Consider the following 26,104-nt stretch of genomic DNA (forward strand, 5'->3'; position numbering starts at 1 on the left):
TCTTGACACGCGTTCATGATCCGGAACGGGCTCTCCGTGGAGAGACCGCGTCCGTAGAGCTTCAACGGTACCTGCTTCCGTGGCCATACGGTACGCCGCCCGCATGACGCGCCACTTGGCAGAACCAACAAAGCACGCTGTCCTCGCTGGTCAACCGCGATTTTAACCTCTTCTTGGCGCCCGACCCGCCGACCGGCGTGAGTCTTGTCTCCCAGCGCGGCCGGCGGGCACGGGGAAGGCTCAGTGTTGACGTGCCTCCGCCATGCGCTGCTCGGCGATCCGGTCGGCCGCGGCGGCCGGCGGAATGCCGTCTTCCTTCGCACGAGCGAATATGGCCAGCGTGGTGTCGAAGATCTTCGACGCCTTGGCCTTGCACCGGTCGAAGTCGAAGCCGTGGAGCTCGTCGGCGACCTGAATCACGCCGCCGGCGTTCACCACGTAGTCGGGCGCGTACAGGACCGAGCGGTCCGCCAGGTCCTTCTCCACGCCGGGGTGCGCGAGCTGGTTGTTGGCCGCGCCGCACACCACCTTCGCGGTGAGCACCGGCACGGTCTCGTCGCTGAGCGCGCCGCCGAGCGCGCAGGGCGCGTAGATGTCGAGCCCTTCGGTACGGATCAGCGCGTCCGTATCGGCGGCGACCGCCAACGCCCCTTCGGAATGCAGCTCGGTGAGGGCGCGCACCGACTCCTCGCGCACGTCCGTGATCACGACCTCGGCGCCGTCCGCCAGCAGGTGCCCGACGAGGTGCCGGCCGACCTTGCCCACGCCCGCGACGCCGACCTTGCGGCCGCGCAGCGACGGGTCGCCCCACAGGTGCTGGGCCGAGGCCCGCATGCCCTGGAAGACGCCGAAGGCGGTCAGCACGGACGAGTCGCCCGCGCCGCCGTTCTCGGGGGAGCGGCCGGTGGTCCACTGGCAGGTGCGCGCCACGACGTCCATGTCGGCGACGTACGTGCCGACGTCGCAGGCCGTCACGTAGCGCCCGCCGAGCGAGGCCACGCACCGGCCGTAGGCGAGCAGGAGCTCTTCCGTCTTGATCGTCTCGGGGTCACCGATGATCACGGCCTTGCCGCCGCCGTGGTCGAGCCCGGCCATGGCGTTCTTGTACGACATGCCGCGCGACAGGTTGAGGGCGTCGGCGACGGCCTCGGCCTCGGTGGCGTACGGGTAGAAGCGCGTTCCGCCCAGGGCGGGGCCCAGGGCGGTGGAGTGGATGGCGATGACGGCCCTGAGCCCGGTGGCTCGGTCCTGGCAGAGCACGACCTGCTCATGTCCGCCCTGGTCGGAGCGGAAGAGGGTGTGCAGTACGTCATCGGCTCCGGTCACATCGGTCACGGTGGTGACTCCCAAGTACGAAGCGGCGGTTGGCGGTCCGCCTGAGGGTGGGGCGGGCCTGGTTCGGGAGCAGGGTAAGTCCTACGCGCCCGTAGATCAGGCCCAGTGCCGAGGATCACCTCCGCGAGGACGATCCGGGCGGGCGCCCGTGGGACGATGCGGGGCATGGCGGTGGTGTCCTCTGTGCTCGTTCCGTACGCGTCCTACCTGCGGGTGTACGAGCCCCTTGCCGCCTTTCCCGAGCCCGAACGCGGCCATTGGCGACGTTACGCGGAGCGCGGACGCACTCCCGATGCCCAGGACGAACTCCGGCGCGCGCTGGCCGACTTGGTGGCCGTCCCGCCGGTCGCGGTGCCGGTGCACGAGAGCGGCGAGGCGTTCGTGGCGGAGGCGGACGGCGTGGTGTGCGTCTGCCCCTGGCGGACCCGGCTGCGCGGGTGGCAGGCGCTCGAAGGCCTCGCGGGCCAGTTCCCCGAGCCGGTCCTGGACGCGCTGCTGCCCGCGGTGGTGCGCCGGGAGGCGGAGGCGGACTACGCGCGCTGGCGGGAGCGCAACCCCGACGCCCGCCCCTGGATCTTGACCAGTGTTTGGCACATCCCTGTGACCTGGTTCACGGTCTTTTCGGACGAAGAGCGCGAGTATGCACCGAGTAAGGGCGCGAGCGCGCCCGTGCTGCGCTACCGCACCCCGATGGTCCAGGCGCGGCGGCGCCTGGCGCGGGCCCTGCGGACGCTGCGGGAACACATCGGCGAGGGGCCGCTGACCGAGGGCCTGGTGGACGTCGGGCGGTGGTTGGAGGAGTTCCATCCGCGTTCGCTGGTCGAGCTGGACTACGGCGGCCTCGTGCACGCGGTGGCGCCCAGGAGCCTGGAGGCCGACCGTTCGGCGGCCGACGTGGCCGAGGGGATCGCCGCGCTGCGGGCCGGGGACGAGAGCGTCGCGCGGGAGGCGTACAGCCGCTTCACGGAGCGCTGGCGGCCCGTCAAGGAGCGCCGGATGGCCAACTGAGGCCGGACGGCGGCTTCTGACGGGTTTTCCGGTGCACCGGCGGCCGCCCCAGGACGTAGGTCCTGATCCGGGCCTTTGCCTCAAGCGTGATGGAACGCACTTAACTCGCCCTTGCGCCCAGACCCCACCCTCGTGCCAAAATAGGACAAGGGGTCCGGGGAGGATCCCTTCCGCCCAAGTAAGGGTGGATTGCTCGGTATTGCTCGCTATGGGGGGTCTGACGACTCCTGATCGCTCTGTGACTGATCGTCACGGTGGCGTGACTGTCCGCTATGGCATGGTCCATCGGCTTCCGTCGCTGATGAACACCTGGGAGGGCAATTCCATCGGTTTGGCCGACGTGGCTGGACGGATGGTGTAGTTGTAGTGCCGAGGACAAGCCGTTCGTCCTATAACCGACTCGGCTCGCGTCCGCCATTTCGGGCAACGCGGGTCAAGGTGCAGAATTTAGAGGAAAGAACCGAGAAGGTTCGGTTCTCCCGAGGAGGCCGCTCATGACCGCTCGCACCCCTGATGCCGAGCCGCTGCTGACCCCGGCTGAGGTCGCCACGATGTTCCGCGTGGACCCGAAGACGGTGACCCGCTGGGCCAAGGCTGGCAAGCTCACGTCCATCCGCACGCTGGGTGGACATCGCCGGTACCGCGAGGCAGAGGTCCGCGCACTGCTGGCGGGTATTCCGCAGCAGCGCAGCGAGGCCTGAACAACACCCCAGTAATCCGGGCGTTCCGGGGCCCCCACCCCGGCCGAGCCCGCCTATAGCTCCACACGGCGCCCTGCCCGCCCCAACGGGTGGTGCGTCGTCGATCGCGCTGGACTCCGCCGGGTCCAGCGCGATTTTTTTATGTCCGGCCTTGTCCGGCACATCCGGCACTTCCCCCGGCCGGCCCGTGAAGTGTCCGTGGCGGGGCGTTCCGATACCTCCCGGACTGCGCCCGTGAGAGGGGTGCAATTGCACATATTAAATCGGGACGTTGTAGGGGAGGTGTAAGTTCGCCCACTCCGAAAACTCGTTCCGTGACTCCGGTCACACCCACAAGTCCCGTTCAGGCAGAGCCTTTCACCGCGCGGGCGACCGGGACCGCGCCATTGGTCACCGGGTGGGGGGACTTTCGTCCTCGGGGTCCGCGGAGTCGGTGGGGACGGAAACCTCCATGGCGAGCCGCAGGAGGCGATGGCAGACCGCGCAGTGCCGGGTGAGGTGGCGATAGCCCAGAGCGGCCGACAGATGGGCGCGCAGCAGCGCGCGCGTCTCGTGCCTCACCGATTGCGATGCCGACGCCGCCATGCGCCACCTCCTGGGCAGCCCCCGCTCCCCTTCCTTGCAGGGGTACCGGCGCCGGCCGCGCCCGTCAAGAGCGCGGACAGGGCACCGGCAGGGGTGGCGGACAACGACGAAGGCCGCACCCGGTGGGTACGGCCTTCGTGGTGTGCCGGCAAACGCCGGAGCCCGCATCCGGGTGGGATGCGGGCTCCGATTCACGCGGTCCTGACGGGATTTGCTGTGTCTGTGCGCGGCTTCGCCGCGGGGCGCGGCCTGCGGGGTGTGCCGGCAAACGCCGGAGCCCGCATCCGGATGGGATGCGGGCTCCGACTGACGCGGTCCTGACGGGATTTGAACCCGCGGCCTCCACCTTGACAGGGTGGCGAGCACTCCAAACTGCTCCACAGGACCTTGCTTCGCAGCCCGTTGTGCTTGGCTGCGAGTGAGACTGTACAGCAGGTGCGCTGGTCAGGTCGAACTCACTCTCAGCGATGCGCCCGCTACGGCGCCACCGCGTCGATCGCCTTCACGATGCGCTTGTCGGAGACCGGGAACGCCGTGCCGAGCGCGTGCGCGAAGTAGCTCACCCGCAGCTCCTCGATCATCCAGCGGATGTCCAGGACCTGCTGCGGAACGGGCCGCCCCGCCGGCAGCTGCTCCAGCAGCCAGGCGTACTCGTCCTGCATCTCGTGGACCTTCTCCATGCGCGTGGTGTCGCGCTGCACCGCCGTCGGCATCTGCTGGAGCCTGCGGTCCACCGCCACCAGGTAGCGCATCAGGTCGGGCAGCCGCTTGAGGCCGGTGAGCGTGACGAAGCCCGACGGCACCAGCGCCGCCAGCTGCGTGCGTACGTCCGCCACGTTGGCGACCAGGGTCAGGCTGTTCGTGGCCTTCAGGCGGCGCTCACAGGCCTGCCAGGCGGCCAGGATCTGCTCGACCTGGCCGACCGTGCGCACCGTGGTGTCCACCAGGTCCGCGCGGACCTTGTCGTGCAGCGCGCGGAACGATTCCTCGTCCCACGCCGGACCCCCGTGGTCCGCGATCAGTTTGTCCGCCGCCGCCATGGCGCAGTCGTCGAACAGGGCCTGGATCGAGCCGTGCGGATTGCGGGACAGCGCCAGCTTCTGCTGGTTGGTGAGCTTGTCCGAGGCGAACTTGGCGGGGTTCACCGCGATGTTGAGCAGGATGAGCTTCCGGGTGCCGCGCCACATCGCCTGCCGCTGCTCGGCCTCGGTGTCGAAGAGCCGTACGGAGACGGAGTCGCCCGCGTCCACCAGCGCGGGGAACGCCTTCACCGGCTGGCCGGCCCGCCGCGTCTCGAAGACCTTCGTCAGGGTGCCGATCGTCCACGTGGTGAGGCCCGAGCGCTCGATGGACTCGCCCGAGGGGCCCGCGGTCGCCGCGGCGGCCTTGGAGAGGGCCTGGCGTGCCTTGGGGCGCAGCTGGAGCTTGAGCGCTTCCAGGTCCTTGTCCTCGGCCAGCTTGCGGCGCCGCTCGTCGACGATCCGGAACGTGATCTTGAGGTGGTCCGGTACGCGCGTGAGGTCGAAGTCGTCGGCCGTGACCGGGACGCCCACCATCCGCTGGAGTTCCCGGGCCAGCGTCACCGGAAGCGGCTCTTGCAACGGCACCGCGCGGTCCAGGAACTTCGCCGCGTAATTCGGCGCCGGCACGTAATGGCGCCGGATCGGCTTCGGCAGGGAGCGGATCAGCTCCGTGACGACCTCCTCGCGCAGGCCCGGGATCTGCCAGTCGAAGCCCTCGTCCGTGACCTGGTTGAGGACCTGGAGCGGCACGTGCACGGTCACGCCGTCCGCGTCCGCGCCCGGCTCGAACTGGTAGGTCACGCGGAACTTCAGCGGGCCCTGGCGCCAGGAGTCCGGATAGTCGTCCTTGGTGACGGCCCCGGCCTTCTCGTTGATGAGCATTTCGCGCTCGAAGTCGAGGAGTTCGGGCTCCTCGCGCTTCTTGTGCTTCCACCACGAGTCGAAGTGCGCGCCCGAGACGACGTGGTCGGGCACCCGGCGGTCGTAGAAGTCGAACAGCGTCTCGTCGTCCACCAGGATGTCGCGGCGCCGCGCGCGGTGCTCAAGCTCCTCGACCTCGGTGAGCAGCTTGCGGTTGTCCGCGAAGAACTTGTGGTGGGTGCGCCAGTCGCCCTCGACCAGCGCGTTGCGGATGAACAGGTCGCGCGAGGCCTCGGCGTCGATCCGGCCGTAGTTGACCTTGCGGTTGGCCACGATCGGCACGCCGTAGAGCGTGACCCGCTCGTACGCCATCACCGCGGCCTGGTCCTTCTCCCAGTGCGGCTCGCTGTAGGTGCGCTTGAGCAGATGCTGGGCGAGCGGTTCGATCCACTCGGGTTCGATCTTCGCGTTCACCCGGGCCCACAGGCGCGAGGTCTCCACCAGCTCCGCCGACATCACGAGCTTGGGCTGCTTCTTGAACAGCGCCGAACCCGGGAAGATCGCGAACTTGGCGCTGCGGGCGCCCAGGTACTCGTTCTTCTCGGTGTCCTTGAGCCCGATGTGCGAGAGAAGTCCCGCCAGGAGCGAGGTGTGCACGGACTGCTCGGGCGCGTCCTGCTCGTTGAGGTGGATGCCCATGGTCTTGGCGACCGTACGCAGCTGGGAGTAGATGTCCTGCCACTCGCGGATGCGCAGGAAGTTCAGGTACTCCTGCTTGCACATCCGGCGGAAGCTGGAGGATCCGCGCTCCTTCTGCTGCTCGCGCACGTAGCGCCACAGGTTGAGGTAGGCCAGGAAGTCGCTGGTCTCGTCCTTGAAGCGGGCGTGCTGCTGGTCGGCCTGGGCCTGCTTCTCGCTCGGGCGTTCGCGCGGGTCCTGGATGGAGAGCGCGGCCGCGATGACCATGACCTCGCGTACGCAGCCGTTCTTGTCGGCCTCCAGGACCATGCGGGCCAGGCGCGGGTCCACGGGGAGCTGGCTGAGCTTGCGGCCCTGCTCGGTGAGGCGCTTCTTCGGGTCCTTCTCCGAAGGGTCCAACGCGCCCAGTTCCTGGAGGAGTTGGACGCCGTCGCGGATGTTGCGGTGGTCCGGCGGGTCGATGAAGGGGAACTTCTCGATGTCGCCGAGGCCGGCCGCGGTCATCTGGAGGATGACGGACGCGAGGTTGGTCCGCAGGATCTCGGCGTCGGTGAACTCGGGCCGGGTGAGGAAGTCGTCCTCGGAGTAGAGCCGGACGCAGATGCCGTCGGACGTACGGCCGCAGCGGCCCTTGCGCTGGTTGGCGCTGGCCTGGCTGACCGGCTCGATCGGCAGGCGCTGCACCTTGGTGCGGTGGCTGTAGCGCGAGATGCGGGCGGTGCCGGGGTCGATGACGTACTTGATGCCCGGGACGGTCAGGGACGTCTCGGCGACGTTGGTGGCGAGCACGATCCGGCGGCCGCTGTGCTGCTGGAAGACGCGGTGCTGCTCGGCGTGGGACAGGCGCGCGTACAGGGGGAGGACTTCGGTCGAGCGCAGGTTCTTCTTGATCAGCGCGTCCGCCGTGTCGCGGATCTCGCGCTCACCGGAGAGGAAGACCAGGATGTCGCCGGGGCCCTCGGCCTGGAGCTCGTCCACGGCGTCGCAGATCGCGGTGATCTGGTCGCGGTCGGAATCTTCGCTGTCCTCTTCCAGGAGCGGGCGATACCGCACCTCGACCGGATACGTACGCCCGCTGACCTCGACGATCGGGGCGTTGCCGAAGTGGCGCGAGAACCGCTCGGGGTCGATGGTCGCCGAGGTGATGACGACCTTCAGATCGGGGCGCTTCGGCAGCAGCTGGGCGAGATAGCCGAGCAGGAAGTCGATGTTGAGGGACCGCTCGTGCGCCTCGTCGATGATGATCGTGTCGTAGGCGCGCAGCTCGCGGTCGGTCTGGATCTCGGCGAGCAGGATGCCGTCGGTCATCAGCTTCACGAAGGTCGCGTTCTGGTCGACCTGGTCGGTGAAGCGGACCTTCCAGCCGACCGCCTCCCCGAGCGGGGTCTTCAGCTCCTCCGCGATGCGGTCCGCGACCGTGCGGGCCGCGATCCTGCGGGGCTGGGTGTGGCCGATCATGCCGCGCACACCCCGGCCGAGCTCCATGCAGATCTTGGGGATCTGGGTCGTCTTGCCCGACCCGGTCTCACCCGCGACGATCACGACCTGGTGGTCGCGTATCGCCTCAAGGATCTCGTCCTTCTTCTGGCTGACCGGCAGCTGCTCAGGATAGGTGACCTCCGGCGCGCGGGCGGCGCGCCGGGCGACACGCTCGGCGGACTTCTGGGCCTCGGCGGCGATCTCGTCGAGCACGGCCTGCCGGGCCTCGGGCTTACGGATGCGGCGGGCGCCTTCGAGACGGCGGCCCAGGCGGTGGGCGTCGCGCAGCGAGGCCCCGTCGAGCAGCGGCTGGAGATCGGCGAAGGAAGTAGACATACCTGATCCAGGATCTCACCCGCGAAGGACGAGTGGCGAACGCATTTCGCCGCACTCGGGCACCCACCCCGTACCATTTCGGGCATGGTCCGCTCCCGAGCCCCGCGCCGCCGCCTCACCGCGGTGCTGCTTACGGTGCTCGGCGTGCTCGCGGTGGCGCTGTGCGGACCGGTCCCCACCGCTTCGGCCGCGCCCGCCGCTTCGGTGGCGCGGGTGTCGGCGCCGGTGACGGCGGACCGCGCGGACGCGCCCGTCTTCAGGGACCGCTCGGGTACGCCCGGCTGCCGCCAAGGCGGCCGCCACCAGGACTCCGACCCGGCCGCGCCGGTCCGCGTGCGCCCCGCGCACGACCACGCCCCGGTCCTGGAGGACCGCGTACCGCCCGCCGCCCTCGGCGCCCTGTACGCGGCCCACCGCAACCCGCCGGTGCGCGGGCCCACGCTCAGCGCGCCCACACCCGTCGAACTCTCGGTGCTCAGGGTCTAGACGGCCGGTCCTCCTCCCGCGACCGTCCGTCCCCTTCTCGTACGCGCCCCTCACCGGCCGTGCGCGTACGCCCCCGGAGTTTTCGCATGCCCAAGAACACCAGGCCCGCCGCCAAGTCCCGCAAGCCGTTCATGATCGGGGCGGCCGTCGTGGCCGCCGCCGCCGTCCTCGGTATCGCCTCCTACCAGGCGAGTTCCCCGGACCCGAGGCCCACCGTGGCCGGCTCCGCCGCCCCCTCGTCCCCCGAAGGGGCTGCGAGCGGCTACCCCGAGCTGATGAAGCTGGCCCGGCGCGACGCGGGGGACCCGCTCGCCCGGGGCCGCGCGGACGCGCCGGTCGTGATGATCGAGTACGCCGACTTCAAGTGCTCCTACTGCGGCAAGTTCGCCCGCGACACCGAGCCCGCCCTCGTGAAGAAGTACGTCGACGACGGCACCCTGCGCATCGAGTGGCGCAACTTCCCGATCTTCGGCGCGGAGTCGGAGGCGGCCGCGCGCGGGGCGTGGGCGGCGGGGCGGCAGGGCAGGTTCTGGCAGTTCCACGCGGCGGCGTACGCGCAGGGCGCCAAGGAGAAGGGGTTCGGCGCGGACCGGCTCAAGGAGCTCGCCGGTGAGGCGGGCGTGCCGGACGCGGCGCGGTTCGCGGCGGACCTCGACAGCGACGCGGCGAAGGCGGCGGTGAAGAAGGACCAGGACGAGGCGTACGGTCTCGGCGCGAGCTCCACGCCGTCCTTCCTCATCAACGGCACCCCGCTGGCGGGCGCCCAGCCGATGGACGAGTTCGCGAGGGCCGTCGACGCGGCGGCGCGGACGGCCCGGGCGGCGAAGAAGTGACCTCCCACATCGGTTACCTCGCGGCGTTCCTCGGCGGCCTGCTCGCCCTGCTGAGCCCGTGCAGCGCGCTGCTGCTGCCGGCGTTCTTCGCGTACTCGATCTCCAGCCGCACCCGGCTGCTCGCGCGGACCGGCATCTTCTACGCGGGCCTCGCCACGACCCTGGTGCCGCTGGGCGCGGCGGGTTCGTACGCGGGCCGCCTCTTCTACGGCCACCGCGACCAGCTGGTGCTCTTCGGCGGCTGGCTGATCATCGCGCTCGGCGTCGCGCAGATCGCGGGCATGGGCTTCGCGAGCCGGCGCATGACGGAGCTTTCGGGCCGGATCCGCCCCACGACCGCCCTCTCGGTGTACGCGCTGGGCGCGGTCTACGGCCTCGCCGGGTTCTGCGCGGGGCCGATCCTGGGCAGCGTCCTGACGGTGGCGGCGGTGAGCGGAAGCCCGGTCTACGGCGGCCTGCTCCTCGCGGTGTACGCCCTGGGCATGGCGGTGCCGCTCTTCCTCCTGGCCCTGCTGTGGGAACGCTTCGAGCTGGGCGGGCGACGGTGGCTGCGCGGCCGTGCGGTACGGCTCGGCCGCTTCGAACTCCACACCACGTCGCTGCTGTCGGGCCTGTTCTTCATCGGGCTCGGCGCGCTGTTCCTCGCGTACGACGGGGCGACGGCGCTGCCGGGTCTGCTCGACGTGGACGACTCGTACGCGGTGGAGGAGTGGACCAAGAGCGTCGCCGCGGCGGTCCCGAACTGGGCCCTGCTGACGGCGCTGGTGGCGGCGACGGCGGTGACACTCGGCGACCGGGCCCGGCGGGCGAAATCCCGCCCGGCGGAGGAGCCCCTGAGCGAGGAGCCCTGAGCGCGGGCCACGTACGCGGTGGGGGCCGGCACCAGCCCTGCCAAGGGGCGCGGGGAACTGCGCGACCGGCCACGTACGGCCCGCACGTGCGGAATCCTGGGGTCCCGCCCCAGACCCCGTGCGGGCCCGGCCCGTCCAGGGCCCGGGTACGGAGAAAGCCCCGTACCCAAAAGGGCCGGGGCTTTCCGGTGGTGGCTGGGGCCGGGGTCGAACCGGCGACCTATCGCTTTTCAGGCGATCGCTCGTACCAACTGAGCTACCCAGCCACGTAGTTCACCGGGGTGAACTACAGCGGTCCTGACGGGATTTGAACCCGCGGCCTCCACCTTGACAGGGTGGCGAGCACTCCAAACTGCTCCACAGGACCAAGCTTGCGCGAGACCAAGTCTCGCACAGGATTGTGCGTGCCCCCAACGGGATTCGAACCCGTGCTACCGCCTTGAAAGGGCGGCGTCCTGGGCCACTAGACGATGAGGGCTAATTGGCCCGCCTGGGCGCTTCGCAGCGCGTCGGGGACGTGAGAAGCATATGGGATGCGGGGAGGTATCGCCAAAACGGTTTCCAGCGACCCCGGGGGAGGGCGTTCCTGGCCGCCCCGCCGGGGGTCCGCGCCGGGTTCCCCCCCGGCGGGGTCCCGCCCGGCCGGGGCGCACTCGGGCCGGGCGGGGCCGGCGTACTTGGCCGCCGGCCTCCGGGCCCCCGACCGGGGCCGCCGTACTCCGGGCCGCCCTACCCGGGCCGCCGCACTCGGGCCCCCGCACTCGGGCCGGCGTACTCCGGGCCGCCCCACCGGGGCCGCCCCGCACTCACGCCGCCCCACCGGGGCCGCCGCACCCGACCGCGCCGTACGCGCGCCAACCGCAAGGGGGTCCTCAGCCCCAGCCCAGTTCGTGGAGGCGTTCGTCGCCGATGCCGAAGTGGTGGGCGATCTCGTGCACCACGGTCACCGACACCTCGTGGACCACGTCCTCGGCCGTCTCGCAGTGCCGCAGGGTCGGGCCCATGTAGATCGTGACCCGGTCCGGCAGCACGGCCGCGTACCACTCGCCCCGGTCCGTGAGCGGGGTCCCCTCGTAGAGGCCGAGCAGTTCGGGGCCGGACGGATCGGGCTCGTCCTCCACGAACACGGCCACGTTGTCCATGAGCCGGGTCAGCTCCGGCGGGATCTTGTCCAGGGCGTCACTGACCAGCTCTTCGAAGGCGTCACGCGTCATCTCCAGCACACGGTCCATTGTCCGGGACACCCGCCCGTTCCGGCGGTCGCGGGGACGGGGTGATGTCCGGGCGCTCCCGTTCGGCGGCCGCGCTCGGACGGATGTCGGGCGCAAGCCGGGCCTGGCCCGGGCGTGTCCCCCGTGGGGGCGCGGGAGTTGGAACGTACGACCCCACCGCTTCCCGTGTCCCGGAGGTTCCCCCCGTGCGCCAGTTGACCACCCCTGCCCGCCTGGCCGAGCTGGCCATGACCGTCCTGGTCCTCGCGGCGTCGGCTGGCTGCATGAGCGTGAGCGACGAGGAGGGCAGGCCCAAGCCCTCGGTCTCGGCCGGGCAGCACGGCGAGGCGGCGGCCCGGCCCGAGGAGGGCAAGGGCGGCGCGGGCGAGGTCATCAAGGGGCGCCCCGGCAAGCACGACCCGAAGGCGGCCGGCGGGCCCTCGGGAGCGGCAAGACCGGGCGGGGCCCCGGCGCCGGGGCCGGCCGTGCCGTCGGCGGGCGCCAACCCGAAGCCCGGCGGCGCGGGCCCGGCCAAGCCCTCCCCGGGCGCGCCGACGCCGCCGCCCCCGACCCCCACCCGTTCGATCCCCGCGCCGCCGCCGGTCTCGCCGCCCCCGCCGCCGGTCTCGCCGCCTCCGCCGCCGGCCTCCCCGTCCACGACGCCGGGGGCCGACACGCACAACAGCGCACTGCGCCGGAACCAGGCTCCGATCGATCAGGAGCCGACCGCATCACCGCAGGTCGGACCGGTTTAGGGGGACTCGGTTTGCCTTAGGGGGGTGAGGGTGCGTATGGTAGTAGATCGTTTGATCCCATTGCCCGGCCCTCTTAGGTGGAAAAGCCACAGAAGAGCGCCGTGTGGCGCGTACTCTCCCTAGCCGTGGCTGACCGCATTGAGGCGGTCGAATTGCGAATTCACGGAGTTGACGGGCGCGTGCCGAGACTCCGGAAGGTTTCGCATTTCGCATGTCCATTTCCAGCACTGACCACTCCGTCCTGCCCGAGAACGAGAACATCGACTCCGTCGAGGCCGTCGAGAACGCCTCCGTCGAGGCCGTCCAGAACGACGTCGTCGAGGCCGTAGCGGCTTCCGACGTCATCGAGGTCGTCGAGATCGTCGAGTCCGAGGCGGACGAGAACACCGAGCCCGCCGAGCCCACCGTCACCTTCGGCGCCCTCGGTCTGCCCGACGGCGTCGTGCGCAAGCTCGCGCAGAACGGCGTGACCAGCCCCTTCCCGATCCAGGCCGCGACCATCCCGGACGCCCTGGCCGGCAAGGACATCCTCGGCCGTGGCCGCACCGGCTCCGGCAAGACCCTCTCCTTCGGTCTGCCGACCCTGGCGCAGCTCGCCGGCGGCCACACCGAGAAGAAGAAGCCCCGCGCGATCATCCTCACGCCGACGCGTGAGCTCGCGATGCAGGTCGCGGACGCGCTCCAGCCCTACGGCGACGTGCTCGGCCTGAAGATGAAGGTCGTCTGCGGCGGTACGTCGATGAGCAACCAGATCTACGCCCTGGAGCGCGGCGTCGACGTCCTCGTCGCCACCCCGGGCCGTCTGCGCGACCTCATCAACCGTGGCGCCTGCTCGCTCGCCAACGTCCAGGTCGCCGTCCTCGACGAGGCCGACCAGATGTCCGACCTGGGCTTCCTGCCCGAGGTCACCGAACTGCTCGACCAGATCCCCGGCGGCGGCCAGCGGATGCTGTTCTCCGCCACCATGGAGAACGAGATCTCCACGCTGGTCAAGCGCTACCTGACCAACCCCGTCACGCACGAGGTCGACAGCGCGCAGGGCAACGTCTCGACGATGACCCACCACGTCCTCGTGGTGAAGCCGAAGGACAAGGCGCCGGTCACCGCCGCCATCGCCGCCCGCAAGGGCCGCACGATCATCTTCGTCCGCACCCAGCTGGGCGCGGACCGCATCGCCGAGCAGCTGTGCGAGTCGGGCGTGAAGGCCGACGCGCTGCACGGCGGCATGACGCAGGGCGCCCGTACGCGCGTTCTTGAGGACTTCAAGAAGGGCTACGTCAACGCGCTCGTCGCCACCGACGTCGCCGCGCGCGGCATCCACGTCGACGGCATCGACCTGGTCCTCAACGTGGACCCGGCGGGTGACCACAAGGACTACCTGCACCGCTCGGGCCGTACCGCCCGCGCCGGCAAGTCCGGTGTCGTCGTCTCGCTTTCGCTGCCGCACCAGCGCCGCCAGATCTTCCGGCTGATGGAGGACGCGGGCGTCGACGCCTCGCGCCACATCATCCAGAGCGCCGGCGCGTTCGACCCGGAGGTCGCCGAGATCACCGGCGCCCGTTCGCTGACCGAGGTCCAGGCCGACTCCGCGAACAACTCGGCCAAGCAGGCCGAGCGCGAGGTCGCCGAGCTCACCAAGGAGCTGGAGCGCCTGACGCGCCGGGCCGGCGAGCTGCGCGAGGAGGCCGACCGCCTGGTGGCGCGTGCCGCCCGCGAGCGCGGTGAGGACCCGGAGGTCGCGGTCGCCGAGGTCGTCGCCGAGGCCGAGGCGGAGGTCGCGGCTGTCGCCGCCGCCGCTGCCGTGCCCGCGCAGGCCGAGGTCCGCGAGGACCGAGGTGGCTTCCAGCGCCGTGACGACCGGGGCAGCTTCGACCGCCGCGACAACCGTGGTGGCGACCGAGGTGAGCGTGGCGGCTTCAACCGCGACAACCGCGACAGCCGTGGTGGCGAGCGCGGCGGCTTCAACCGTGACCGCCGTGACGACCGTGGTGGCGACCGCGGTGGTTTCCAGCGCCGTGACGACCGCGGTGGCGACCGTGGCGGCTTCCGCCGTGACGACCGTCCCTCCGGTGGTTTCCGTCGCGACGACCGTCCCTCGGGTGGCTTCAACCGTGACGACCGTGGTGGCGAGCGTGGCGGCTTCCGCCGTGACGACCGTCCCTCCGGTGGTTTCCGTCGCGACGACCGCCCTTCGGGTGGCTTCAACCGTGACGACCGTGGTGGCGACCGTGGCGGCTTCCGTCGCGACGACCGTCCCTCCGGCGGTTTCAACCGTGACGACCGCGGCGACCGTGGCGGCTTCAACCGCGACCGTCGTGACGACCGTCCCTCCGGTGGCTTCAACCGTGGTGGCAGCGACCGCCCGTTCAACCGTGACCGCCGCGACGACCGTCCCGCCGGCGGCGGCTTCCGCACCGGTGGCCACGACCGCCCGCAGGGCCGTCGTGACGAGCACCGTGGCACCGGCACCAGCACCGGTTCCTTCGGGCGCCGTGACGACAAGCCCCGCTGGAAGCGCAACGGCTGATAGTTCAGCCGCCGCCGTCGCCTGACGGTTCATCAGGGCCCGTACCCCGCCTGCCCGGTGGCGTACGGGCCCTTTTGCGTGCCCCGGACCCGGCCGCCCCCGATGACCGGCCGATCCGGTCCGATCGACCGGGTCCGATCCGGGCCGATTCCGGCCACCCGTCGGCGCATGCCGTACCCGTGCGCGGGGAATCGCTGGGGGCATGACAAATGACGTCGGCACCACAAGCGAGGGAAGCCCGGGGTCGGACGAGGAACGCCTGGCGCAGCTGGGCTACAAGCAGGTGCTCGCCCGCCGCATGTCGGCGTTCTCCAACTACGCCGTCTCGTTCACGATCATCTCGGTGCTCTCCGGCTGCCTGACGATGTACGCGTACGGCATGAAGACCGGCGGCCCCGCCCTCATCACCTGGGGCTGGGTGGCGGTGGGCCTGATGACGCTGGTCGTCGGCCTCGCGATGGCCGAGATCTGCTCGGCCTACCCGACCTCGGCCGGGCTCTACTTCTGGGCGCACCGCCTGGCCCCGCCCCGGCAGGCCGCCGCCTGGGCGTGGTTCACGGGCTGGTTCAACGTGCTGGGCCAGATCGCTGTGACGGCGGGCGTGGACTTCGGCGCGGCGTCGTTCCTCGGGGCGTACCTGAACCTCCAGTTCGGCTTCGAGGTCACCCCGGCGCGCACGATCGGGCTCTTCGCGGCGATCCTGCTGCTGCACGGGCTCCTGAACACCTTCGGCGTGCGCATCGTGGCGTTCCTCAACGGCGTGAGCGTGTGGTGGCACGTCCTGGGTGTGGTGGCGATCGTGGCGGCCCTGGCCCTCGTGCCCGGCACGCACCGCTCGACGTCGTTCGTCTTCACCGGCTTCGTGAACGAGACGGGCTTCACCAACAGCGTGTACGTCGTCCTGATCGGCCTGTTGATGGCCCAGTACACCTTCACCGGGTACGACGCGTCCGCGCACATGACGGAGGAGACCCACGACGCCTCGACGGCCGGCCCGCGCGGCATCGTCCGCTCCATCTGGACGTCCTGGATAGCGGGCTTCGTCCTCCTGCTGGGTTTCACGTACGCGATCGGCTCGTACGACACCCAGCTCAACTCCGACACGGGCGCGCCCCCCGCCCAGATCCTCCTGGACTCCCTGGGCGAGACCGGCGGCAAGCTGCTCCTTCTGGTGGTGATCGGCGCCCAGCTCTTCTGCGGCATGGCGTCGGTGACGGCCAACTCCCGCATGATCTACGCCTTTTCACGCGACGGCGCACTGCCCTTCTCGCGCCTGTGGCACACGGTGAGCCCGCGCACGCGCACCCCGGTCGCGGCGGTCTGGCTCGCGGCGGGCGCGGCGCTGGTCCTGGGCCTCCCGTACCTGATCAACGTCACGGCGTACGCGGCGGTGACCTCGATCGCGGTCATCGGCCTCTACATCGCGTACGTCATCCCCACCCTGCTGCGCCTGTTGCGCGGCAACGCCTTCACCCCGGGCCCCTGGCACCTGGGCCGCTGGTCCCGCCCGGTCGGCATCGTGGCGGTGGCCTGGGTGACGGTCATCACGGTCCTGTTCATGCTCCCCCAGGTCTCCCCGGTCACCTGGGAAACCTTCAACTACGCCCCCCTGGCGGTCCTGGCCGTCCTGGGCTTCGCCACGGCATGGTGGCTGGCATCGGCCCGGCACTGGTTCCTGCGGGGGGAGTGAGGAGGGAGCGAGCGGGGCGGCTTGCGGGGCGGGGCGCGTCGGGGTGGCGGCCCTGGCGGGCGGGCCCGACACGCTGGTCCCGCACCCGTGACGAGCCCGACAACGGATACCCGATCGGCTGCCGGGCGCTGTCCGGCTATGCTCTGGGGTGACTCGCCAAGGGCCATTAGCTCAATTGGCAGAGCAGCGGACTTTTAATCCGTTGGTTGTCGGTTCGAGTCCGACATGGCCTACATCGAGTGGCGGAGGGCTTACCCCCTCCGACCTGCACGGGAGCGCCCCGGCCGGGGATCATCGGCTGGGGGCGCTCCTGTGCTTTGGGGGCCGCCACCACGAGTCCACGGCCCCAAGGGCATCAAGCCGGCCGTCCAAACGTGCGCACTTGACGCCGTCGCCGCCCGACGCAACAGCCCACCACGCAAAACGCTCGGCTGAGACATCCCAGCCGAGCACCTTGCAAAGCTCCTTGACCAGCCAGTTGATCACTGTGACGCGACGACCGCCGGAATGCGCCTCTCGGCAGTGGGAGGCGTCACGCGGGTAGCGTCACCCCCAACAAGCTGACGCGGTATAGCCCGCGTAGTTGTCGTTGTAGACGTAGAACCAACCGTTGCCGTTCGATGTCCCGCAAGCGGTGTACCGGCCTCCCAGGATGACGCCATTCGCACCACAGGCCCACGTCTGCCCCTTCAGGGCGGTGGTCACCAGAGTGGCACTGGTACTGGTGCTGGCGCGGATGGCCACGTTTTCCACTGCTGTCGCCTTGCCGTCGCTACAGGCCGTGTTGGACCTGAGCTGGGTCGAGCCATCCGCCGCACCGGCAACTCCCGGAAGGCCAAGGCCGACGACGGCGGCAACCGCCAGCGTCACCGTCAGCCTCGATCGCATGATCTTTCCCATTGGGCCCCCTTTGATCGGCATTTGCGCAGTCGGCACCGACAAGTAGCGCCCCAGCTCCGCACCCGGTCAAGCGCCCTGGATGAGGTTGACCTGTTTTCTACGAGAGCTTGTGGTTGGGGAACTGAAGACACGTCGGTCGGCGCGCTTTGCCGCGTCAGGGCACTGGTGGCCCGGGCCTGAGCGCGGATGTTTCGAGGTGGGGCGGCATCCGGAGCGATGGGGCGCCGCCGACCGGGGTGTCCGGCTTCGGCGTCCCGGACGCCTTCGTGCCTTTGGCGTCTAGAGGCCTTCTATGATGCGGAAATCGCGCTCGACGCCGTCGGACATGGCGAGCAGCGCCTGCTGGTAGGCCTCGCTGGCGTGGGCTGCGACGGCCTGTTCGAAGCTGTCGAACTCGATCAGAATGACGCGCTCGGTGACGCCCTTCTCGTGGGCGACGACCCGCCCGTCGCGGGAGAGCAGCCGCCCGCCCCCGGCCGCGACGGCCGGAGCGGCCAGCTTGTTGTAGGCAGCCAGCTTCTCGGGGTCGGAAATGGCGCGGTAGACGCTGACCCAGTAGCCCTTGGCCATGAGGAACTCCAATGTTCGTGAAAGTGCAAATGGGTGATTGCGGGAACGGGGTGCTCGGCGCCCGGTGAGCTGGTCGGCCTGGACGGTTACGTACAGGCCGAGCAGTACGCCGATGGCCAGCCTTGCACGTGGCGCGGCGTTCGGATCGGGGAGGCGGGCGGCGAGGGCGGCGATGACCTGCGGGGGGTCACTCCGGGTGCAGGCCGTGTTCCGCCAGCCAGGCGAGCAGGTCCCGGCGCGTGGTCCCGACGAGTCGGCCGCCGGTGAAGCGGGGGTCGTCCGTCACCTCCGCCACGCATCCCGCGGGGAAGGCGAACGCGTGCGCTTCCTCGTCGGTCGTGAACTCGGCCTCGGCCAGGACCAGTCCATCCAGGTGGCCCCCGAAGACGTCCACGCCCAGGGGAGCCACGCTGTAACGCGTCTTGGTCAGCACCTCGGCCGGCAGCGTGGCGAGCAGGTCGTACTCGGCGGCCGACAGGTACGTGTTGGTGATCAGGCCTTGTACGCCCCCGGTGCCGCCCGGGCGTCGCGCCGGCACCTTCTGCGTCAGCTTGCGTTCGAGGGTGCCGTCCGGGAGCTCGACGCGGCGCAGTCGCAGGCGCGTACCCGTGAGATACCGGTCGGTGATCATCCGGGTGGCCGTCACCGTCGACGGGTCCGGCGGGCCGGGCATCAGGAACCGTCGTTCGCGTTCGACGCGCGCGTACTTACCGGGGAGAAGGGCCGAAGCGCCCTGGTGGGCAGGGGAGTTGGTGTCTGACACCCGGGCAGTTTCGCAGCCGGGCGCCGGTTCAGGCGACCGCGCCGAGGACCGGCGCCCAGATCGCGCCGGTGAGCGCGGTCACCGCCTGCTGTTCGGTGAGCGGGGGAGCGGGGCGGGTCGGCTTCGGGGTGTGGGCGCCGTCGCCGCCCCCGGTGCTGTTCCACTGGACCAACTGCACTTGCGCGCCAGTGGACTTGAGGGTCACCGTCACCGTCCAGCGGTGGGCGGTGTCGGCGCGTACCGGCTGCTCGGCCGCGTTCACCTGCGTCATCACCCGGGCGCCGCCGGGAAGGGCGGCGCTGCTCGGCAGCTCGCTCACCGCGCACGTGTCGCCCTTGGCGCGCGCGGGCGTCTGCTCGCAGCTCAGCCCGTCGCCGTCCTTCAGCGGCAGCTTCAGCCGTACGGCCGAGACGCCGACCCGCGCGGCGCCGTGCCCGTCGTCGAGGGTCACCTCGCCGTTGGCGACGTATCCGGCGGACGGGTCGGACGGGTTGTTGCTCTGCCCGGTCGCCTCGCTGAACCGGGCCCCGGGGAACGTCTTCTCCACGGCCTGGATCATCTCGGTGTCCTTGATCTCGGAGCGCGGCAGCGCGAGCGCGGCCGGTTCGATGTCGGAACCCGTGGAGTGAGGTGCGTGGAGGGCGGCCAGCTCGCCCGGGAGCACCAGGGCGGTCGCCGTGAGCACGGCGCAGGCGCCCGCTCCGATGAGGACGGCGCCGGCTCCGCGCCGCCGCCGGCGGGCCCGGCCGCGTTCGACGGCCCCGCTCACCAGCGCGGTGAGGTCGGGTTCGAGGGAGTCGGTGGTGCGGCGCAGGGCGTGGGTCAGGTCTGCTTCGAACGGCATGCTGGCGTCACCTTTTCTGGCGGCGGATGTCCTGGTGCCGGTGGGTTCGGCGCCGGGAGGGAGAGGTGGGTGGGGTGGGCTGGAGGCGGGCCGGGGCTCAGTGCGGGACCAGGTCGGTCAGGCTGTCGCCGAGCAGCGCGCGCAGCCTGCCGAGGGCGCGGGTGCCCTGGGAGCGGACGGCGCCGCTGCTCAGCTTGAGCATCCGGCCGGTCTCCTCGATGCTGCGGTCCTCCCAGTACCGAAGGAGCAGCACCGCCCGGTCGCGGGGCGGGAGTTGGCCGAGCGCGTCGAGCAGGGTCAGGCGCAGCGCGGCGTCCGGGCCGCTCGCCGCGTTCTCCGGCATGGCCGCGACGGGGCGTTCGCCGGAGCTCCGCCGGCGGCGCAGGCTGAGGAAGGCGCGGACCAGAACCGTCTGGGCGTACGCGGCGGGGCTGTCCGCGCGGGCCACCCGGTTCCAGTGGACGTACACCCGGCTGAGGGTTTCCTGGACCAGGTCCTCGGCGAGGTGGCTGTCGCCGGCCGCGAGCACGTACGCCGAGTGGTACAGCGCTCTGGCCCGCGCGGCCACGAACTCCAGATACGCGTCCTCCTGTGCTGGCTTCACTCGGTCCCCGCCCGTCCGGTCGTTCCTCGATGCGCGTGCATACCCCTGATGACTACGTGGGACGGCAGGATGTCGCGCGCTCGCGGCATCGTTTCTTCACGGGTTCACGGCCCGCCGGTCAATGGTGCGGAGCACCCCTCCGAATGGCGTACAGTTGTGTTTACCGACGCGGGGTGGAGCAGCTCGGTAGCTCGCTGGGCTCATAACCCAGAGGTCGCAGGTTCAAATCCTGTCCCCGCTACTGAACGAAATGGCCCGGCACTGTTCACAGTGCCGGGCCATTTCGCGTTCAGGCGGACGGGCGCTCGGCGCGGGCGGTGAGGCGTTCCCCGTTGCGGTGGCCGATGTCGGCCTTCTGGTCGTCGGTGAAGGGCGAGCTCTCCAGGAAGGAGCCTGGCGGTCCAGATCGTCCACGCCGCCGCCAGTGGCGCCATCCTGACCTGGCTGTCGGTGCCCGAATCCATGCGCGACCCCGCGCTCCTCGTCGCGCTGCGCGAATCCATGGTGTCCACCGTCACCACCCGCGAACCGGCCATTCAGGAGCAGGGCGCGGCCGGCGCCGCCCGCGCGCTGCGGGCCGCGCTGCCCGGCCAGAACGTCCTCAGCGAAGCCGAGGAGCGTCTTCTGGCGGAATGGCCCCGCCGGCTGTCCGCGTAGCCGCCGGGGCGGGGCGGGCCGGGGCGCGCGGAGGCCGGCGCCCACCCGCTTGGACGCTTCCGACTCGCCCCGCGCCGCGTGAGGGGCGAGGCTGGACTGGTGCGGCAGCGAGCAGAAGGCGAAAAGCGCCTGGTACGGGCGCTCCCCGTACTCCTCGTCGTCGGCGGCTTCGCCTTCGACGCCTCGACCCCGCCCGATCTGACGGCCGCCGCCCTGTTCTCGGGCGCCCCGGTCGCCGCCGCCCCGTTCTACTCGGGCCGTGGCACCGCGGCCGTGGGGCTCGGCTCGGTCGTCGCCATCGTGGCGCTCTGGTTCATACACGATCTGCCCAACCTCGGCGAAGGCGCGAGCGAGCTGTTCACCGTGCTCACGGTGAGCGCGCTCGCCCTCGTCATCAACCGCATCCTGCGCCGCAGCGGCGAACAGCTCGCGTCCGCCCGCGTCATCTCGGAGACCGCGCAGCGCGCCGTGCTGCCCACGCCCGCCGCCCGGATCGGCGGCCTGCACGTGGCCGCGCGGTACGAGGCGGCGCAGGCGGACGCCTTCATCGGCGGGGACCTCTTCGCCGTGCAGGACACGCCGTACGGGGTCCGGCTCATCGTCGGTGACGTACGCGGAAAGGGGCTCCAGGCGGTGGAGGCCGTCGCCGTGGTGATCGGCGCGTTCCGTGAGGCGGCCGAGCACGAGTCCTCCCTGGAGGCGGTGACCCAGCGCCTGGAGCGGGCCCTTGCCCGCGAGGGCACCCGGCGCGACCGGCTCGACGCGGTCGAGGGGTTCACCACGGCGCTGCTCGCCGAGATCCCGCACGGCGACGGCACCGTACGCCTGGTGAACCGGGGTCACCCCGAGCCGTTCCTGCTGCACCCGGACGGATCCCTCGACATGGTCGTGCCGGCGGAGCCCGCGCTGCCGCTCGGCATGTCGGACCTCGGCGTGTGGCCGGACCGGGCCGATGTGCGTCCCTTCCCGCCGGGGACGACGCTGCTGCTCTACACCGACGGGCTCTCCGAGGCACGCGACAGCCAGGGCATCTTCTACAACCCGGGCGCCCGCCTGCGCGGCGCGATCTTCCCGGGGCCCGACGAGGTCCTGGACGCGCTCGTCGACGACGTACGCCGCTACACGGGCGGCGGCGCGAGCGACGACATGGCGCTGCTCGCGGTGGCCCGTCCGATGGAGGGTCAGCCCGAGCGGCGACGCACGGTCAGGATCGTGAAGTAGGGGCGCGGCGGGCCGTCCCGAGGCGGGAAGGCACGGATAACAATTGACACACCGTCAGGAAATGGGAGCGACGGAAGTGGCCTTGAAGGGTCGTCAACTTGCCTGATTTGTCCGGACAATGGGCGGTAAGCCCGGGCCATGGCTGTTAACGATCAGTGGGGAACGGCTTGGAATCAACCCCCGCCGTCTATTAACGTTCGATAACGCAGCGCGGTCGTACCAGCCGTCGCACAGGCGGCACCGTGCGCATGCGCCGAATCCCGCGAGGGAGCCGGGGAACCACCGACTTGGGGCGATCGCGACGTCCGCCATGGGCGCTCGCGGAAGGCCTTCCTGCTCCGGACCCTCCCCCGAGCCCGGACGGCCCGGGGACCCCCGCCGCCGGCCCGGTAGGCGAAAAGGATGGAAAGGAGCGCGCCCTCGTGGCGTCCAACGAGCCTGCCTTCGGCACCTCCGCCCCCTCTGCTCCGCTGTACGGGGACGCGCCCGGCGAGAACGAGAGCTGGGAGGAGTGGGACCCCACCGAGGAGTCCGTACGCTCCGTCCGCGGCCGGCACCGGGTGGCCAAGCAGCGCGGCGGGCTCGCCCGCAGCTCCACCGTCCTCGGCGTCGGCGTCATCGCCGCCGTGGGCGCGGGCGGCATGGCGACCGCGCAGCCCAGGCCCCCCGTCTCCATATCCCTGCCCGACTCCCTCACCGACAACCTGCCCGGCCTCGGCTCCCTGCCGGGCGTGGGCGGGCTCGTCCCGGGCGACGACGGCGCGGACGTGTCCGAGAGCCCGGCGGCCCGGGCCGACCAGAAGATCGCCGGGGCGCCGCTGACCATGGCCGGGCTCTCCACCGGCGAGGCCGAGGCGGGCGTCACCGACGCGGGTGAGGCGCTGCGCGCCCGCATCCTGCACCAGGCCGAGCAGCAGCGGGCCGGGGCGGCCGCGGAGGCGAAGGCCGCGGCGCAGAAGGCGGCGGCCGAGCAGGCGGCCGCAGAGGCCAGGGCCAGGCAGGACGCGGCCGAGGCGAAGGCCGCCGCCGAGAAGAAGGCGGCGGACGAGGCGGCGGCGAAGAAGGCCGAGGAGAAGCGGCTGGCCGAGCTGGCCGCCTCCTACTCCCTGCCGGTCGGCTCCTACACGATCACCTCCACGTTCGGGGAGGCCGGCTCGATGTGGTCCTCGGGCCACCACACCGGCCTCGACTTCGCGGCGCCCACGGGCACGCCGGTCAAGGCGATCCACTCCGGGACGGTCAAGTCGGCCGGGTGGGCGGGTGCTTACGGCTACCGCACGGTCATCGCGCTGGATGACGGCAGTGAGCTCTGGTACTGCCACCAGTCCTCGCTCGCGGTGACGGTGGGGCAGACGGTGTCCACGGGGGAGGTGGTGGGACGGGTCGGGGCCACGGGGAACGTGACGGGGCCGCACCTGCACCTCGAAGTGCACGCGCCGTCCGGCACGGGCCTCGACCCGATGGCGTGGCTCCAGTCCAAGGGCCTGACGCCCTGAGCCGGTCCCGGGCGCGGGCGCGGGCTGCGCGTGGCCGGCCGCGCAGGTCCGCGCGCCGCTGACCACCTCGTACCCGGCGCGGTTGTTGGGGTCTGCCCCGGCTCGCGGGGACCACGTCGGCCTGTCCGCCTCCGCCGGGGGTGGAATAGGCGGGCCCGGCGGGGAGTTGGGAGGAGCCATGACTTCTCTGCGTGTACTCGGCAGCTCCGGCCTCTCCGTCCACCCCCTCGCCCTCGGCGCCAACGTCTTCGGCTGGACCGCCGACGAGGCCCAGTCCTTCGCCGTCCTGGACGCCTACACCGAGGGCGGCGGCAACTTCGTCGACACCGCCGACGCCTACTCCAAGTGGGCCCCCGGCAACTCCGGCGGCGAATCCGAGACGATCATCGGCAAGTGGCTGACCAGCCGGGGCAACCGCGCCGACGTCGTCATCGCCACCAAGGTCGGCGCGCACCCCCGGTACGAGGGGCTGGCCGCGAGCACCATCAAGGCCGGTGCCGAGGAGTCGCTGCGCCGCCTCGGCACCGACTACATCGACCTGTACTACACGCACTTCGACGACCTCACCGTCCCCGTCGAGGAGATCGTCACCGCCCTCGACCAGCTGGTGCGGGACGGCAAGGTCCGTGCGGTCGCCGCCTCCAACATCACCCCCGCCCGGCTCCAGGAATCCCTGGACTTCGCCGACCGCGAGGGCCTGGCCAAGTACGTGGCGCTCCAGCCGCACTACAACCTGGTCTCGCGCGACACCTACGAGGGCGCCCTCCAGGACACCGCGTCGCGCGCGGGTCTTGCCGCCGTGCCGTATTTCGCGCTGGCCGCCGGGTTCCTCACCGGCAAGTACCGCCCGGGCAAGTCCGTGGACAGCGCGCGGGCCGCCGGCGCGGGCAAGCACCTGGAGACCGAGCGGGGCCGCAAGGTGCTGGCCGCGCTCGACCGGATCGCCCAGGAGCACGACGCCGAGATCGCCACGGTGGCGCTCGCGTGGCTGGCCGCCCGCCCCACCGTCGCCGCGCCCATCGCCTCCGCCCGCACGGTGGAGCAGCTGCCGGCGCTGCTCGCGGTCGCCGAACTGGAGCTCACCGACGCGCAGATCAGCGAGCTCACGGCCGCCTCCGCGTGACCGGCGCCGGGCGGACTCAGGGGACTCAGGACCGGTAGGGGTTGTGCTGGGCGCCCGGCGCGGGGCTCGGGAACGGGTCCGGATGTCCGTGGGGGGCGTACCCGGGACGGGGTGCGTCGGGGCGCTGGCCATACGGATTCTGGGCGTGCGGGTGCTGCGCGTACGGATGCTGGGCGTGCGGGTACGGGGAGCCCGGGTACGCGGGGCGCGGTTGCGGGGGCAGCCAGATCCGGCCCGCCGCGCCCGCCGCGTACAGCAGCGCCGGGCCCGCGACCGGTTTGCGCTCCCACAGATGGTGGAGCAGTTCCTGCTCGCGGGCCGCGAAGTCGGGGCTCGGGCCGGTGGCGCCCGCGCGGCGGTAGGCGCGGTGGCGCAGGAAGGCGAGCGTGGTCGCGAACGCCTCGTACTCGGCGACCGCCCGCGCCGCCGGCTTCCCGCCGAAGCGGTGGTGGGCGAAGTCCCGGGCCATCGCGCGGGCCCGCATCGACGACAGCGCGAGCGGTTCCGCCGGCCCGAGCCAGCCGGCCGCCGCGTACGCGGGCAGCTCGGCGGCGACCGTACGCAGCTCGCGCTGCCGGCTCCCTATCGCGAGCCAGGTGAGCAGCCCGAACACCGGCAGCATGACCGCCCCGTACACGAGGTAGAAGCCGTACGGCCCGAACAGCGTCGAGCTGTTCCACAGGGCGTGCATGCCCATCGCGAGGACCAGGCCGAGCAGCGGAAGGGCGACGCGGCGCAGCCGCCTGCCGGGCGGCGAGAGCGCGGCCAGGCCGAAGCCGACGCCGGTCAGGGCCGTGAACAGGGGGTGCGCGAACGGCGACATGACGACCCGTACGAAGAACGTCGCGGCCGTCGTCGAGCCGCCGCTGTGGCTCGCCTGGTCCTCACCGAAGGCGTTGCCCAGGTAGAGGATGTTCTCGGTGAAGGCGAAGCCGGTCGCGGTGAAACCGGCGAAGACCACACCGTCGACGATCCCGTTGAAGTCGCGCCTGCGGAAGCGGAACAGCAGCAGGACGGCCGCCGCCTTCGCGCTCTCCTCGACGATCGGGGCTATGACACTGGCGCCCAGATGGTCGGCGGACGAGGGGTCGGCGGTGGCGGTGGCTATCCAGCGCGTCGCGAACGAGTTGGCGATGATCGCCACCAGGGCGGCGGCGCAGGCGCCCCAGGCGAGGGCGAACAGCAGGTTGCGCCAGGGGCCGGGGTCGACCCGGTCGAGCCAGCGGAACGCCGCGCCCAGCAACGGCACCGGAAGCACCGCGAGGCCCAGGCCCACCAAGAACCCCTCGGTGCCGGTCTGTTCCCGTACGAGCGCGACGATGACCAGGCCGCACAGGGCGAGCAGGGTGATCAGCGCGCCCGCGCGGACCGCCTTGGAACGCCAGAAGTCGCGGCGCGGGCGGTAGCGCCACTTCGACCGGTCCGGCGGGACCGTCTCGAACCGGGGCTCGTCCGCGCACGGCGGCACCGGCCGGGGCGCGAGGGCCTGGCCGGACTGCGGGGGCGCACCGGCGCCCTGCCCGGGGTGTGGGCGATGCGGAAGCGGC

The 26,104-nt window shown here is 71.5% G+C and carries 22 protein-coding genes and 6 tRNA genes; 14 read left to right on the forward strand and 14 right to left on the reverse strand.

Annotated features, from left to right (window positions below; genetic code table 11):
- Positions 1–240: 240 nt before the first annotated feature.
- A complete protein-coding gene (locus tag ACFYM2_RS03905) occupies positions 241–1,335 on the reverse strand; it encodes a Glu/Leu/Phe/Val dehydrogenase dimerization domain-containing protein (protein WP_359004455.1) in 1,095 nt (364 codons plus the stop codon).
- A 165-nt stretch (positions 1,336–1,500) separates the two neighbouring features.
- Here ACFYM2_RS03905 and ACFYM2_RS03910 point away from each other — a divergent pair, with 165 nt between their 5' ends.
- Together ACFYM2_RS03910 and bldC are read left to right on the forward strand one after the other, a co-directional pair.
- Positions 1,501–2,343, forward strand: coding sequence for a hypothetical protein (locus ACFYM2_RS03910; RefSeq protein ID WP_359004458.1), 843 nt, complete (start codon positions 1,501–1,503; stop codon positions 2,341–2,343).
- A 494-nt stretch (positions 2,344–2,837) separates the two neighbouring features.
- A complete protein-coding gene (gene bldC, locus ACFYM2_RS03915; protein ID WP_003949541.1) occupies positions 2,838–3,044 on the forward strand; it encodes a developmental transcriptional regulator BldC in 207 nt (68 codons plus the stop codon).
- 390 nt (positions 3,045–3,434) lie between these two features.
- Here the strand turns inward: bldC and ACFYM2_RS03920 are convergent, their stop codons facing one another.
- The 3 genes from ACFYM2_RS03920 to hrpA all read right to left on the reverse strand — a co-directional run bounded on the left by ACFYM2_RS03920 (position 3,435) and on the right by hrpA (position 8,026).
- On the reverse strand, positions 3,435–3,629 hold the full coding sequence (locus tag ACFYM2_RS03920; RefSeq protein WP_359004461.1) for a DUF6274 family protein: 195 nt from the start codon (positions 3,627–3,629) through the stop codon (positions 3,435–3,437).
- A 312-nt stretch (positions 3,630–3,941) separates the two neighbouring features.
- Positions 3,942–4,016: transfer RNA gene (locus tag ACFYM2_RS03925), tRNA-Asp, on the reverse strand.
- Positions 4,017–4,105: 89 nt separating this feature from the next.
- Entirely contained in the window at positions 4,106–8,026 is a 3,921-nt protein-coding gene (gene hrpA / locus ACFYM2_RS03930; protein WP_388457775.1) for an ATP-dependent RNA helicase HrpA, read from the reverse strand.
- An 84-nt stretch (positions 8,027–8,110) separates the two neighbouring features.
- Between hrpA and ACFYM2_RS03935 the strand changes: the two genes are divergently transcribed.
- The 3 genes from ACFYM2_RS03935 (at position 8,111) to ACFYM2_RS03945 (ending at position 10,196) form a co-directional block, all read left to right on the forward strand.
- Complete coding sequence (locus ACFYM2_RS03935; RefSeq protein WP_359004467.1) at positions 8,111–8,512, forward strand: hypothetical protein; 402 nt, start codon at positions 8,111–8,113, stop codon at positions 8,510–8,512.
- Positions 8,513–8,598: 86 nt separating this feature from the next.
- The gene (locus ACFYM2_RS03940) at positions 8,599–9,345 is read left to right on the forward strand and encodes a DsbA family protein (RefSeq protein ID WP_359004470.1); all 747 of its coding nucleotides are present in this window, start codon (positions 8,599–8,601) and stop codon (positions 9,343–9,345) included.
- Complete coding sequence (locus ACFYM2_RS03945) at positions 9,342–10,196, forward strand: cytochrome c biogenesis CcdA family protein (RefSeq protein WP_388833012.1); 855 nt, start codon at positions 9,342–9,344, stop codon at positions 10,194–10,196. Before ACFYM2_RS03940 ends, ACFYM2_RS03945 begins: the two co-directional genes overlap by 4 nt.
- Before the next feature lie 189 nt (positions 10,197–10,385).
- Here the strand turns inward: ACFYM2_RS03945 and ACFYM2_RS03950 are convergent.
- The 4 genes from ACFYM2_RS03950 to ACFYM2_RS03965 form a co-directional block, all read right to left on the reverse strand.
- Positions 10,386–10,462: transfer RNA gene (locus ACFYM2_RS03950), tRNA-Phe, on the reverse strand.
- A gap of 26 nt (positions 10,463–10,488) precedes the next feature.
- Positions 10,489–10,563: transfer RNA gene (locus ACFYM2_RS03955), tRNA-Asp, on the reverse strand.
- Positions 10,564–10,601: 38 nt separating this feature from the next.
- A tRNA-Glu gene (locus ACFYM2_RS03960) sits at positions 10,602–10,674 on the reverse strand.
- A gap of 394 nt (positions 10,675–11,068) precedes the next feature.
- The gene (locus ACFYM2_RS03965; RefSeq protein ID WP_350231674.1) at positions 11,069–11,419 is read right to left on the reverse strand and encodes a metallopeptidase family protein; all 351 of its coding nucleotides are present in this window, start codon (positions 11,417–11,419) and stop codon (positions 11,069–11,071) included.
- Positions 11,420–11,613: 194 nt separating this feature from the next.
- Here ACFYM2_RS03965 and ACFYM2_RS03970 point away from each other — a divergent pair, with 194 nt between their 5' ends.
- The 4 genes from ACFYM2_RS03970 (at position 11,614) to ACFYM2_RS03985 (ending at position 16,612) form a co-directional block, all read left to right on the forward strand.
- Positions 11,614–12,162, forward strand: a complete 549-nt coding sequence (locus ACFYM2_RS03970; protein WP_359004479.1) for a hypothetical protein — start codon at positions 11,614–11,616, stop codon at positions 12,160–12,162.
- Between the two features lie 211 nt (positions 12,163–12,373).
- On the forward strand, positions 12,374–14,689 hold the full coding sequence (locus ACFYM2_RS03975) for a DEAD/DEAH box helicase (RefSeq protein ID WP_388457784.1): 2,316 nt from the start codon (positions 12,374–12,376) through the stop codon (positions 14,687–14,689).
- A 202-nt stretch (positions 14,690–14,891) separates the two neighbouring features.
- Positions 14,892–16,379: an amino acid permease gene (locus ACFYM2_RS03980; RefSeq protein ID WP_359004485.1), complete on the forward strand. Its 1,488-nt coding sequence runs from the start codon at positions 14,892–14,894 to the stop codon at positions 16,377–16,379.
- Positions 16,380–16,539: 160 nt separating this feature from the next.
- Positions 16,540–16,612, forward strand: a tRNA-Lys gene (locus ACFYM2_RS03985).
- Between the two features lie 313 nt (positions 16,613–16,925).
- Here ACFYM2_RS03985 and ACFYM2_RS03990 read toward each other — a convergent pair.
- From ACFYM2_RS03990 to ACFYM2_RS04010, 5 genes are all read right to left on the reverse strand, one after another.
- Positions 16,926–17,279 carry a hypothetical protein gene (locus ACFYM2_RS03990; protein WP_359004488.1) on the reverse strand — a complete coding sequence of 118 codons (354 nt, stop codon included), beginning with the start codon at positions 17,277–17,279 and terminating at the stop codon, positions 16,926–16,928.
- A gap of 279 nt (positions 17,280–17,558) precedes the next feature.
- The gene (locus tag ACFYM2_RS03995) at positions 17,559–17,849 is read right to left on the reverse strand and encodes a DUF1330 domain-containing protein (RefSeq protein ID WP_350231682.1); all 291 of its coding nucleotides are present in this window, start codon (positions 17,847–17,849) and stop codon (positions 17,559–17,561) included.
- 187 nt (positions 17,850–18,036) lie between these two features.
- Positions 18,037–18,612, reverse strand: coding sequence for a hypothetical protein (locus tag ACFYM2_RS04000; protein ID WP_388833016.1), 576 nt, complete (start codon positions 18,610–18,612; stop codon positions 18,037–18,039).
- Between the two features lie 28 nt (positions 18,613–18,640).
- Positions 18,641–19,456, reverse strand: a complete 816-nt coding sequence (locus ACFYM2_RS04005; protein WP_388833019.1) for a hypothetical protein — start codon at positions 19,454–19,456, stop codon at positions 18,641–18,643.
- A gap of 97 nt (positions 19,457–19,553) precedes the next feature.
- A complete protein-coding gene (locus ACFYM2_RS04010) occupies positions 19,554–20,060 on the reverse strand; it encodes a SigE family RNA polymerase sigma factor (RefSeq protein ID WP_388833022.1) in 507 nt (168 codons plus the stop codon).
- A 167-nt stretch (positions 20,061–20,227) separates the two neighbouring features.
- Here ACFYM2_RS04010 and ACFYM2_RS04015 point away from each other — a divergent pair.
- The 5 genes from ACFYM2_RS04015 to ACFYM2_RS04035 all read left to right on the forward strand — a co-directional run bounded on the left by ACFYM2_RS04015 (position 20,228) and on the right by ACFYM2_RS04035 (position 24,557).
- Positions 20,228–20,301: transfer RNA gene (locus tag ACFYM2_RS04015), tRNA-Met, on the forward strand.
- Between the two features lie 209 nt (positions 20,302–20,510).
- Complete coding sequence (locus ACFYM2_RS04020) at positions 20,511–20,717, forward strand: hypothetical protein (protein ID WP_388457796.1); 207 nt, start codon at positions 20,511–20,513, stop codon at positions 20,715–20,717.
- A gap of 99 nt (positions 20,718–20,816) precedes the next feature.
- The gene (locus tag ACFYM2_RS04025; RefSeq protein WP_359004505.1) at positions 20,817–21,938 is read left to right on the forward strand and encodes a PP2C family protein-serine/threonine phosphatase; all 1,122 of its coding nucleotides are present in this window, start codon (positions 20,817–20,819) and stop codon (positions 21,936–21,938) included.
- Between the two features lie 422 nt (positions 21,939–22,360).
- Positions 22,361–23,434 (forward strand): M23 family metallopeptidase, encoded by a 1,074-nt coding sequence (locus ACFYM2_RS04030; protein WP_388833025.1) that lies wholly within the window; start codon positions 22,361–22,363, stop codon positions 23,432–23,434.
- Between the two features lie 178 nt (positions 23,435–23,612).
- Entirely contained in the window at positions 23,613–24,557 is a 945-nt protein-coding gene (locus tag ACFYM2_RS04035; protein ID WP_359004510.1) for an aldo/keto reductase, read from the forward strand.
- Between the two features lie 25 nt (positions 24,558–24,582).
- On the opposite strand, the gene ACFYM2_RS04040 is transcribed toward ACFYM2_RS04035, so the two are convergent.
- A complete protein-coding gene (locus tag ACFYM2_RS04040) occupies positions 24,583–26,025 on the reverse strand; it encodes a PrsW family glutamic-type intramembrane protease (protein ID WP_388833115.1) in 1,443 nt (480 codons plus the stop codon).
- Positions 26,026–26,104: the final 79 nt, after the last annotated feature.

The sequence above is a fragment of the Streptomyces sp. NPDC006711 genome, from assembly GCF_042869775.1.
Taxonomy (GTDB): Bacteria; Actinomycetota; Actinomycetes; order Streptomycetales; family Streptomycetaceae; genus Streptomyces.

What these genes read in the sequence shown, in the direction of transcription:
- ACFYM2_RS03990 (WP_359004488.1), bottom strand. Translation starts at nt 17,279, where the DNA reads ATGGGAAAGATCATGCGATCGAGGCTGACGGTGACGCTGGCGGTTGCC.
- ACFYM2_RS03920 (WP_359004461.1), bottom strand. Translation starts at nt 3,629, where the DNA reads ATGGCGGCGTCGGCATCGCAATCGGTGAGGCACGAGACGCGCGCGCTG.
- ACFYM2_RS03975 (WP_388457784.1), top strand. Translation starts at nt 12,374, where the DNA reads ATGTCCATTTCCAGCACTGACCACTCCGTCCTGCCCGAGAACGAGAAC.
- ACFYM2_RS04005 (WP_388833019.1), bottom strand. Translation starts at nt 19,456, where the DNA reads ATGCCGTTCGAAGCAGACCTGACCCACGCCCTGCGCCGCACCACCGAC.
- ACFYM2_RS03995 (WP_350231682.1), bottom strand. Translation starts at nt 17,849, where the DNA reads ATGGCCAAGGGCTACTGGGTCAGCGTCTACCGCGCCATTTCCGACCCC.
- bldC (WP_003949541.1), top strand. Translation starts at nt 2,838, where the DNA reads ATGACCGCTCGCACCCCTGATGCCGAGCCGCTGCTGACCCCGGCTGAG.
- hrpA (WP_388457775.1), bottom strand. Translation starts at nt 8,026, where the DNA reads ATGTCTACTTCCTTCGCCGATCTCCAGCCGCTGCTCGACGGGGCCTCG.
- ACFYM2_RS03910 (WP_359004458.1), top strand. Translation starts at nt 1,501, where the DNA reads ATGGCGGTGGTGTCCTCTGTGCTCGTTCCGTACGCGTCCTACCTGCGG.
- ACFYM2_RS03980 (WP_359004485.1), top strand. Translation starts at nt 14,892, where the DNA reads ATGACAAATGACGTCGGCACCACAAGCGAGGGAAGCCCGGGGTCGGAC.
- ACFYM2_RS03935 (WP_359004467.1), top strand. Translation starts at nt 8,111, where the DNA reads ATGGTCCGCTCCCGAGCCCCGCGCCGCCGCCTCACCGCGGTGCTGCTT.
- ACFYM2_RS04035 (WP_359004510.1), top strand. Translation starts at nt 23,613, where the DNA reads ATGACTTCTCTGCGTGTACTCGGCAGCTCCGGCCTCTCCGTCCACCCC.
- ACFYM2_RS03940 (WP_359004470.1), top strand. Translation starts at nt 8,599, where the DNA reads ATGCCCAAGAACACCAGGCCCGCCGCCAAGTCCCGCAAGCCGTTCATG.